We start from the raw sequence: 10273 nt of genomic DNA on the forward strand, positions 1-10273 counted from the left end.
GCGGCGCTAGGGAGCGGGAGTACGTTCGTCCATTTCCATGAGTGCCGCTTCCCAGTGTTCTATGTCTGATCCCAACGCATTAAGCACTTCAAATCCGGCGATCCAGCTACCGGGATTCTCTTTGTCACGCATACGCCAACGTACCTGGCCTACCAGGTAGAAGGGCTCACTTTCTCCCGGGAGCTCCACGCCGATCTGCAGTATGGCACCCACCATCACGGTCTCGTCGAGGCGTACCCGTAGTCCACTGTGAGAAACATCGAGGGTATCGCAGCGGGCGACTTTTCCGGGACCTATGCTGCCGGGTGGGGGTGATTCGATTTCAATGAATACCCGGGATGCGACAGGAAGCCGGAAGAAACGTCGCTTGTCGTTGCCCGTCATTGTCCCTCCTCCCGCGCTCTTTCGACTTCATCCCGGAAATAGGAGCGAGTCTCCAGAATGTCCACAAGACCTTGGTCCATAAGCGTTCGCAGTTCAGAGCGGCTTAGTTCTCGCAGGGCAATGCCTTTGCGGTTGACGAAAATATAGTTGTCACGCCGGGGGTCGAACACGGCAAGCTTGGCCATGATGGGGGTTTCTCCGTCATGAAACCCGAGCCATGCCCCCATGGGCACATCTACCTCTCGCTCTTTACTCGCAGCCGGGCTTTGCCCGGGAGGTGACGCCACCGGGGTCAACGGTGGCGGTGTCGGCGGCTGAGGTGGAGGCGCGGGCGCTTGGGGTGGTTCCGGGGCCGCATAACTGGGAGGCTGCGGCGTTGGCGTTGGCGTTGGCGTTGGCGTTGGCGTTGGCGTTGACGTTGGCGTTGAAGCCGGCGCTTGCGTCACTGCGGGTGAAGGTGGCGGAGCAGGCGGAGGTACGGGTGGCGGCGGTGCCGCTACCGGTTGATACTCGGGTGCTGCGGGTGCACTCTGTGGTTGCTCGACTGCGGGTGTTTCCCGATCCGTCGGTGCATTACCCAGAGCTGCCTCACCAGGCGGTGCATCAGGCTCATCCAGCTCCAGAGTGAGGTCCAGTTCAGCCCCCTCGGGCGGCTCCAGCACAGGATCCCATTCATCAGCATCGCTGAGATCAGGAAGCTCCTCCGACCAATCTTCAGCCTCTGAACTGTCCACAACGTTATCGCTGTCCGGTGCAGGCTGCGGCTCCTCAGTCAGCTCAGTAGTTTCCTCTTGAGGGAGCGCATCGACATCGCTCCCAGCCGCGACCGTGGGCTCGTCATGCGATGGCTCATCATGAGCGCGTCGGTCCTCGTCATGAGTGCGCCGATCAGGGTGCGTCCGCCGCTCCTCATGGGCATCATGGTCCGCTTGTGATTGAGCGCCTTCAGCTGGAGGAGAGCCCTCAGCGGGTTCTTGTTCAGAGCCCTCAGCGGGCTCTTGTTCAAAGCCCTCAGCGGGTTCGGGATGAGAATCTGTTGTGGAAAGGGTGTCAGGTTCTTCTTCGGGGGGGCGGTAACCGGGATCGATAAACTGGCGCAAGCGATCTTCGCTATCGATGCCGACCGCGGAAGCCAGGCTGAGGCTAAAGCTGTCCCGATTAGCCAGTAGCACGGAAAAGCCGTCACTCACACGCTGACTGAATGCCTGACGCGAAATATCCAGGGCCTTTAAACCTACAAAATTCGCAAAGAGCAGATGCTGTCCGCTCTCCAGTTGCAGCACGAGCTGTGCTCTTAGCTCTCCCTCATCATCCTCAAACTGATACCAGTCGCCCGTAGTGAGTTTGTCGTCGTTGCTGACTTCCTGAGCGGGAGGCTCTTCTTCTATCTCAATAGCGGGGATTTTTACCAGCTGAAGCTTCTGACCATGCTGTATACGCAGGTGTGCGTACTCCACGAGTCCAATGGCACTGTCGGTAGCGTCGCTGTCATGCTCAAGGCTCAATAGCCAGCGTCGAAGCTCTCCAGGTAAATGCCGGAGAATCTGTTCCTGCCGATCACGGCCGGCGTCACCCGAATCCTCCGGCGCTTGTACTGACTCCATAAGGTGTAGCGTTGCCCGGCGCATCTGATCCCATTCTCGCGATACGCTTCCATGCTTTACCAACACAAGCTGTGCGCTGTCGTACCACGGACCTTTTAGAAATTCTCCGATTGCCGCTGGAAGGTCGAATTTTTCGAGGCCTGCGTTGATGTCTTTGGCAGCTTCTCGTCGGGCTGAGAGGGTCTTGAGACGGGCTTCTTCGGTCTCCGCCAGCCGCTGCACCATCCGCTGCGCTCGCGCGGCGTCTCGCTCGTTGGCGGCAACCAGTTCCTGAGTAATAGCAGCGATATCAAGGCGGTCGTTATTGAACCACTCCAGAGACTTTTCGACCGCACGCTGTATGCGTTGCTCGAGCATTTGCCCTGCTCGATCGAGGCGCATCTGCCAGCCGACCGCACCGTTTTGTAGTGCGTCAAGCAAGCGATGGAGGTCGTGGGCACCCGGGGTGTAAAACGACTCTTCTCTTAGCGCCATTGCCACCGCTAAAGGCAGCAGTCGCCGGATATGATCTTTAAGAGGTTGCTCCAGCGGGAATTGGTCTTCCCACTCGTCGAAAGCCTCACAGACCCACACCAATACAGCGTGGTCTCCGGGCCGAAGGCTGGCTTTTAAGTTTTGTTTGGCTGCACGACGCTTGATCGTTGCCAGAGGAGAGCTGTCGGTGTCTTTGCTCTTGGCGAGAAAGCTAATCAGCGTATCTGGTGAGAGGGTATCGGCACTGAGTGGCGCATCAGTCGGAGAGAACTGTTCCTCTACCTTGGGCTTAAGAGAGCAAGGGAGCGGGATTTGTTCGTGAGAGAGAGTCATAGCGCGCCGCTAAACCGGCAGCTGTCCTAGCGCAAGCTCTTGAGCAGCTGGTCAACGACTCGCTCAAGCTGTTGTAGGTTGCTGCAGGGTGCGCAGTAGTGGCAGGCGGTCTGATAGCGCAGCATCTCTGAATCACCGGTACCCCAGGCGCGCCGCGATTCCGGATTCAGCCAGATAACTTGTTTACTGCGCTGGTAAATGCTCTGCATGATCTCCAGCTCCGGGTTTCCTCGATTGTTACGCGCATCGCCTAGAATGATAACCGATGTATTGCGGTTGATGTCGTCCAGGGCCAGCTGAGAAAAGTCACGGAAGCTGCTCCCATAATCCGTGGCGCCGCCATAGCGCCAATTGGCTAACTCGATCGCACGCTCCAGCGGCTCATCCCGGAAAAGATCGCTGATTTCTCCCAGGTGACTGGAGAACGCGAAGCTTCGAGTGCGTGGCAGAACGTCCTGCAGGCTGTACAAAAACATCAGCAGAAAACTGGCGTAAGCAGCAACGGATCCGCTTACGTCACATACCGCCAGCAACTGCGCCTTGTCACGCTTTCGTGAGCGCCAGTGCGTCTTAAACAATATGCCGTCGTGAGCCATGCCGCCACGTAGCGTCTTGCCCATATCCAGCTGTCCACGCTTTACGGGGCGACGGCGGGCGCTGTGGCGGCTGGCCAGACGACGGGCCATGCGGCGCACTTGTTCCTGTACCCGATCACGATGGCGCCGATCGATATTGGATAAGCGGGTCTTACTCAGGATGTCTTCCATGAACGCGCTGTTATGGCCCTCTGCGTTCATGAGGTACTGCTGCTCTACATAATCTCGAACCTGTTCCCGGAGCACGTCACGGTAGCGGCGAAGAGTATCGATAGCAGGAGAATCAGCGCGCTCGAGCTCAATGACTGCGTCGCGGATTAAAGCCTCACCAAGGGTATCGAGGATTCTGCGAGTGTACTGACCTTTTTGAGTGAACAGCCGGATTTTACTGAGGCCCGCATCCTGGGCTGCGCTGCGCATGGCGGTACTCAGCGCCCCCCGTTGGTTTTCGAGAAGAGCGGGCAGCAGTTCGCCGTCTAACAGTTCTTTCAGCGATGGTGAGCTTCCTGCCGCTGCCTCAAGCTCTGCAGCATCGGAAGCGGATCCTCCCCCAGCGGCGGCCTGTCCCGCACCATTGCCAGCGGCATCCGGACTATCTGCTGTCGCAGCTTCGGTGCTATCGCTGCCTTCACCGCCTTCTTCCGCGGTATCAGCCTCGCCTTCGGTACTGAAGTCGGCGGCCTGTTCGTCGAAGAACTGATCAAAGCAATAAAAGAACGTATGCTCTTCTCGGTCGCTCTTGGCCAGGGTTAAAGCAAGGGCGTTGCGGAGAGTGTTTCTATCCGAGTAACCCACGACTTCCATTGCCGCGGCCGCATCTAAAGTCTCTGCAGGAGACACGGGTAAAGCGTGACTGCGTAGAATTTCGATGAAGCGAAGCAGGCTGGACTGCATTTAGGTGTTGTCCGAGGCCTGCTCGATGGAACGCATAATGGCACCCAGTTCCGCTTCGGTAGTCTCAATATCTTGCTCAAACTTCAGGAGCACATTGAGGGTCTCCTGTACGAGCGTGGGCTCCAACTCCGCGGCGTGGAGGAGTAACAGGCTGCGTGCCCAGTCGATGGTTTCCGAAACCGCTGGCTGCTTCTTAAGGTCCAGCTCTCGCACGGCATGCACAAAGGCCACCAGCTGCTGGCGCAAGCTGTCCTGTACCTCTGGCACTCTGCTGGCGAGGATACGCTCCTCGAGATCAATGCTTGGAAACGGAATATGCAGGTGGAGACAGCGACGTTTCAGGGCGTCAGATATATCGCGGGTGTTGTTACTGGTGAGGAACACCAACGGCGTCGACTTGGCTTTGATCGTGCCAATCTCTGGAATGGATACCTGATAGTCCGACAGAATCTCTAATAGCAGCGACTCAAACTCATGATCTGACTTATCAATTTCATCAATGAGTAGTACGGCGCCGTCGGGCTGCTCCATAGCTTGCAGTAATGGACGGGGCTCAAGAAATTCTTCAGAGTAGAAAACATCTCCGAATTGATGAAGGCGTTCAACAGACTCGGCGAGACCTTCCGCACCATCCAACAAATCCCCCAGCTTCTCCTTGAGAACCTGTGTGTAGAGAAGCTGCTTTCCGTACTTCCACTCATACAGTGCTTTCGCTTCGTCCAGTCCTTCGTAGCACTGCAGGCGCACCAGGGGTAGGCCCAAAAGTGTTGCCGCGGTCTTCGCGAGTTCTGTTTTACCGACGCCGGGGGGGCCTTCGACTAGTACGGGCTTGCGTAGCTGCGCCGCTAGAAAAACCGCCGTTGCTATTCGCGGACTGCATATATAACCGAGCTCTGCAAAGCCGTTTTCAATCGCCTCCATAGAGGCAAGTTCTGTCCTTTTATCCACGGCCCTTGGGCTCTCCCTAAGCTGGTGCGACGCGGCTGCTTAGCCGCCCGTCGCGTTCATGAAGCGCAGAATCTGCGGCTCTTCACTGTTGTCAAAGTAGTGGCGCTCCGGCTTGATCGCCATGGCGTCGTGCAAAATGTTTTGCAGTTCCTCAGTGGTGCTGCCCGGGCTGCGCAGGTATTCCCGCAGATCCACGGAATGCTCGTTTCCCAGGCACAGCAAGAGCTGGCCTTCCACGGTCACGCGCACCCGATTGCACAGGTGGCAAAAATTATTACTGTGCGGCGAAATAAAGCCAATGCGACTGCGGCTGTCATCAAGCGAGTACATTCTTGCGGGGCCCTCGCTACCACTCGGGTCTCCTAGTGCAGACAGGCTGTGATGCTCTTCAATCTGAGAGCGGAGCCAATCGCTGTCAGCCAGCGTTAAAGCGCGGTCGTGATCGTCGATACGGCCCAGAGGCATCTCTTCGATGAAAGCGAGATCAATGCCTCGTTCTTTGGCGAAGTTGACCAGATCCAGTATTTCGTCGTCGTTGTCACCGCGCATAATTACCGCGTTGATACGAATCCGCTCAAAATCGGCCGCGCAGGCTGCGTCTACGCCCGCTATGACCTGCTCCAGATGGCCGACGCGGGTGATCTGTCTAAACCGCCGTGGCTGCAAGCTATCAAGACTGATGTTCAGGCGCTTTACTCCGGCATCGCTCAGCGGTTGGGCCAGGCGCTGGAGCTGGGAGCCGTTAGTGGTCATCACCAGTTCATCTAAACCCTGCATAGCTCCAAGCTGTTCTACCAGCTGCATGATGTTGTGTCTCACCAGCGGTTCGCCGCCCGTAAGACGGATTTTGCGGACACCCAAATTGACAAAAGCCTGCGAGACCTGACCCAGCTCTTCGAGAGTGAGTACTTCATTTTTGGGGACAAATTTCATGTCTTCGGCCATGCAGTAAACACAGCGAAAGTCACAGCGATCCGTCACGGACAAACGCAGATAGTCGACGCGTCGACCGAAGCGATCGATAAGCGTATTCGGAGTGTTTTCTTGCATGGCGCGCAGTGTACTTCTCTGGGGCGTTGCGACCAAGCGCGCGCGGCGCTTTACAGCTCGCACTCTCTGGGACACGATGGGCGTCTATGAGCTTTTTTAGTCCTTGCGGCGCGATCAAAACCTCTCAAGATCACCGGTATACCCTCGAGTTCGAGCGGGGTCTGGGCTGATGCGGGCTATTGCCTTTTACGCCGGTCCTCTCCTGGCGCTTACCGCTTCGCTCTTGGCCTTGGAGACGGGTCAGTCTCAGTCCGTTGCAGTAGTGCTGGGGGTCGCGGTTATCTGCATTGTGTGGTGGATTTTCGAACCCATCGCGATTCCTGTGACTTCGCTTATTCCCCTTGCGGTGTTGCCCCTCGCCGGCATTCTGACGCCCGCTGAAGTAGGGGAAGCCTATGGTTCGCCGCTTATTTTGCTTCTTCTTGGCGGGTTTTTGCTCTCCCAGGCAATGGAAAGCAGTGGTGCCCATAGACGTATCGCCCTGGGAATGATTCACCTGTTTGGCGCCAAAAGTCCTCAGCGACTGGTACTGGGATTTATGACGGCCGCTGCTGTACTCAGCATGTGGATTTCTAATACGGCGACGACCTTGATGCTATTGCCCGTCGCCCTTGCGATGCTCGAGGGCTCCAAAGATAAGGAGCGGCTCGCGGTACCTCTACTTCTTGGCCTCGCCTATGCCGCGAGTGTGGGGGGTGTTGGGACGCCCATTGGCACGCCACCCAATCTGATATTCATGCAGATATTTGAGGAGTACACGGGCGAAGAGATGTCCTTTACGCGTTGGATGACCTGGGGCGTACCGGTCGTCGTGCTGCTGGTGCCCGCCATGGCATGGTCACTTACTCGGGGGATTGAGCGCAGCGCGAGCCTGGAGCTTCCTGTTGTAGGGCCCTGGCGGCCGGAAGAGCGTCGAGTACTTGCTGTGTTTTGTCTTACCGCGGTGGCATGGGTTACGCGCAGTGAACCTTTTGGAGGTTGGCGGGCGTTGTTGGATTTACCCCAGGCCAACGACGCATCCGTCGCCCTGCTTGCGGTGGTAGTTATGTGTATCGTCCCTAATGGTCGAGGGGGGCGCTTGCTGGATTGGGATAGAGCCAGCCGTATTCCCTGGGGCGTTTTACTGTTGTTCGCTGGCGGGATCTGTTTGGCGAAGGGTTTTGTTGCCTCGGGCCTTAGCGACGTTTTAGGTCAGGCGCTGGCTTCTCTCACCAATATGCCGTCTATCCTTCTGATTCTGGTGGTTTGCCTGGTAGTCACCTTTATGACTGAAGCCACCAGTAACACGGCTAGTACCACGCTTCTGATGCCGGTGCTGGCTGCTGCGGCGCTTGCCGCCTCTTTGCCGCCTGAGTTGATCATGGTGCCTGCGGCTATGAGTGCAAGTTGCGCTTTTATGTTGCCGGTGGCTACGGCACCCAATACCGTCGTGTTTGGATCCGGACTGATTACCACCACACGGATGGCTCGTGAGGGGCTTATGCTCAATTTTATTGCGGCAGCGATTATCACCCTGGTGTGTTACGGAGTAATGGTTTTATGACAACGGGCGTTCGAGTTTTTGGTCTTGCTCTGATTCTGATGTCTCTGGCTCTTCTTTATCCAGGTATCACCCAGCCAGTTTTGACCCTCAGCGGAGAACTCGAGAAGTCCGAGCTAGCGGACTTTGGTATAGACCTTATTGCGGGCGAGGGCGGTAATAGCCAAACCCGTGACATGCTAAATGCCATGGCGCGCATGATGGGCTTGGATCAGATTGAGGGCCGAGTCGAGGCCTATCGAAGCACTAGATCGATCTTGGGTATGTCTGAGGAGCTCGCCGACAACGGCAATCTTCTGGTCGCCGTGATGATCGTCAGTTTCAGCGTGGTGATTCCGGTCTTAAAGCTGCTGTTTCAGGCCTGCGCCCTGTTGTTACCCGCAAGCTCCGCAAGGCGACTGTTGAAACTGAATGCGGCCTTGGGGAAGTGGTCGATGGCGGACGTGTTTGTCATGGCGATGCTCATTGCCTTTATGGCGGGTAGAGCATCGAATCACGTCGGTGAGCTGTTGATCATGGATGCGCAGCTGGAGCAGGGCTTCTGGTTTTTTCTGGCCTACTGCCTGTTCGCTATCGCTGCGGGCGGGCTGCTCAACTTTGTCGCTGCCAGACAACCCGCTTCCGAGGAATTACCCGGGCAAGCCTGATCCGTAAGGGGATGGCTGGCTGTTGGTTTCACGATCAGCCAGCGCGCAGAGACACGGTGTAACCTTCAGCGGGGGAGGCTTCCCCTCGAAGCACCTTCAAAAACGCCTCTTGAGCGGCAGAATCGCCGTCAAAATGCCGAATTTTGAGCCAGTCATCAGCAAAGCGCCGGAAGTTTACAAAGCTTGTTGCGATGCGTTTTTCCATTTCGCTGGCGCCCCATTCCTTGCTGCGCTTCGCGGCCTGCGCTGGAGCAAAAAATAGTTCTGGTTGTGGTCCTGGCAGTGTTTCGCCCGCCCCCATAGGGCCATCCTGATGCGTTGCACCAACAAGGCAGGCGTAGCGAAGCTCGTCGCCGTAGTGGCTATGCAAAGCCATGTTGACGGTGCGGTCACCCGCCATATCGACACTCACTGCGGGCACCTTTGGCAAATCGTCAATTTCGTCGTAGGTAAAGACGGCATCGTAGCAGCCTAGCTCCTCGCAAAACGCCTTGTTGCGCGCAGAGGTGAGTCCGACACTGCGTAAAGCTCCCCGTGCCTGCACCGCGTGTGCCAGGGCTATGGAGGTTTTGCTGGAAGCGCTGGTGATCAGGCAGTCTTTCGCCAGATAAAAGTCGTTGTCAAACAGGGCGTCTTCACACAGCCAGGAAGTCAGGTAGAGCCCGCGAAGAAGGCTGTCCTGCTCCTCCCGCGATGTTTCATAAATTGGGTTTTTCGAAGCCCGCTGAAACTGCGCATAAATCGGAGCGAGGCCTTCGCGATGCTCCGATACGTCGCAAAAGTTGTATTCATTGCATTGGCCAGCATTGATTAGCAGGTGTGTCGACATGGGGAAAAATCCCCAAACCCGCTCGCCAACTTTAACTTCAGCGTGCTCACTTTTCACGACCGTGGCGTAACCCATGGCCGGTACGCGTCCCCAGGCCTCATCACCGGTGGGGAAGAAGCGCCAGTACCCCAACAGATCGCCCACATGACAGTAGCTGATGTTGTTGGCGGTGAGCGCAAAGCGATCCACTTCCAGTAGCACCTGCCCGGCCTCCAAGGCATCGGGGAGAGTGGATTCGACGACGCGCAGCGTGTCAAAAGCGTTTCGTCGGGTTTCCAGTGTCAGTTGGCTTGTCATGGCAGATCAGAGCGCCGCCATGATGTTTTCTGCAGCGCTGACGTCAACGCCCGCTCCAGGCTCAACATTCAGGGTAGTCACCGTGCCGTCATCGACAATCATGGCGTAACGCTGGCTGCGGAGCCCCATGCCAAATCCCCGGCCATCCAGTTCAAGGTCGAGAGCCTTGGTGAAGTCGCCATTCCCGTCAGCGAGCATCATGATGTGCTCCGCATTCTGTGCTTTGCCCCAGGCATCCATAACAAAAGCGTCGTTAACGGACAGGCAGGCGATGGTGTCTACACCGGCAGCCAGGATCTTGTCTGCATTAACCACGTATCCGGGGAGGTGGGTCATGGAGCACCCGGGAGTGAACGCTCCGGGCACGGCAAACAACACAACTTTTTTGCCGCTAAACAACTCGTCCGTGCTCACGGGAGTCGGGCCATTTTCGCCCATAACCTGAAGCTTGCCTGAGGGGATTTTGTCGCCAACAGAAATACTCATCTTTAACTCTCCTTGCCTAAAAAAAATTATGGTGGCCGATTCTGCCTATCAAGCTGTCCTACTGTCTACTGCTCGGTCGCATCCATCATGCCGTCAAAAATAAACTCGCACTCTCGGTAGAAGTCCATTTGCTCTTCACCCAGATAGGGCGCAATCATTGTCATCAGTTGTAGCACGCCCTGATGAATGCA

General features: G+C 56.7%; 9 protein-coding genes. 2 read left to right on the forward strand and 7 right to left on the reverse strand.

Annotation, left to right across the window (positions count from 1 at the left end):
* Positions 1-6: 6 nt before the first annotated feature.
* The 5 genes from AB8B76_RS13660 to moaA all read right to left on the reverse strand — a co-directional run bounded on the left by AB8B76_RS13660 (position 7) and on the right by moaA (position 6283).
* On the reverse strand, positions 7-384 hold the full coding sequence (locus AB8B76_RS13660; RefSeq protein WP_405273290.1) for a PilZ domain-containing protein: 378 nt from the start codon (positions 382-384) through the stop codon (positions 7-9).
* Positions 381-2795, reverse strand: a complete 2415-nt coding sequence (locus AB8B76_RS13665) for a DUF1631 family protein (protein WP_405273292.1) — start codon at positions 2793-2795, stop codon at positions 381-383. The genes AB8B76_RS13660 and AB8B76_RS13665 overlap by 4 nt, the downstream gene beginning before the upstream one ends.
* A gap of 26 nt (positions 2796-2821) precedes the next feature.
* The gene (locus tag AB8B76_RS13670; protein WP_405273294.1) at positions 2822-4285 is read right to left on the reverse strand and encodes a VWA domain-containing protein; all 1464 of its coding nucleotides are present in this window, start codon (positions 4283-4285) and stop codon (positions 2822-2824) included.
* A complete protein-coding gene (locus tag AB8B76_RS13675; RefSeq protein ID WP_405273307.1) occupies positions 4286-5206 on the reverse strand; it encodes an AAA family ATPase in 921 nt (306 codons plus the stop codon).
* 66 nt (positions 5207-5272) lie between these two features.
* Positions 5273-6283, reverse strand: coding sequence for a GTP 3',8-cyclase MoaA (gene moaA, locus AB8B76_RS13680; RefSeq protein ID WP_405273295.1), 1011 nt, complete (start codon positions 6281-6283; stop codon positions 5273-5275).
* Between the two features lie 169 nt (positions 6284-6452).
* On the opposite strand from moaA, the gene AB8B76_RS13685 reads away from it, so the two are divergent.
* Together AB8B76_RS13685 and AB8B76_RS13690 are read left to right on the forward strand one after the other, a co-directional pair.
* Positions 6453-7826 carry an SLC13 family permease gene (locus tag AB8B76_RS13685; RefSeq protein WP_405273297.1) on the forward strand — a complete coding sequence of 458 codons (1374 nt, stop codon included), beginning with the start codon at positions 6453-6455 and terminating at the stop codon, positions 7824-7826.
* Positions 7823-8470 carry a paraquat-inducible protein A gene (locus AB8B76_RS13690; protein WP_405273299.1) on the forward strand — a complete coding sequence of 216 codons (648 nt, stop codon included), beginning with the start codon at positions 7823-7825 and terminating at the stop codon, positions 8468-8470. Before AB8B76_RS13685 ends, AB8B76_RS13690 begins: the two co-directional genes overlap by 4 nt.
* Positions 8471-8504: 34 nt before the next feature.
* Here AB8B76_RS13690 and AB8B76_RS13695 read toward each other — a convergent pair whose 3' ends face one another.
* Positions 8505-9596: a DUF2855 family protein gene (locus AB8B76_RS13695; RefSeq protein ID WP_405273301.1), complete on the reverse strand. Its 1092-nt coding sequence runs from the start codon at positions 9594-9596 to the stop codon at positions 8505-8507.
* Between the two features lie 6 nt (positions 9597-9602).
* A complete protein-coding gene (locus AB8B76_RS13700; protein ID WP_405273303.1) occupies positions 9603-10082 on the reverse strand; it encodes a peroxiredoxin in 480 nt (159 codons plus the stop codon).
* Positions 10083-10273: the final 191 nt, after the last annotated feature.

Source organism: Congregibacter sp., from assembly GCF_045107095.1.
Taxonomy (GTDB): domain Bacteria; phylum Pseudomonadota; class Gammaproteobacteria; order Pseudomonadales; family Halieaceae; genus Congregibacter.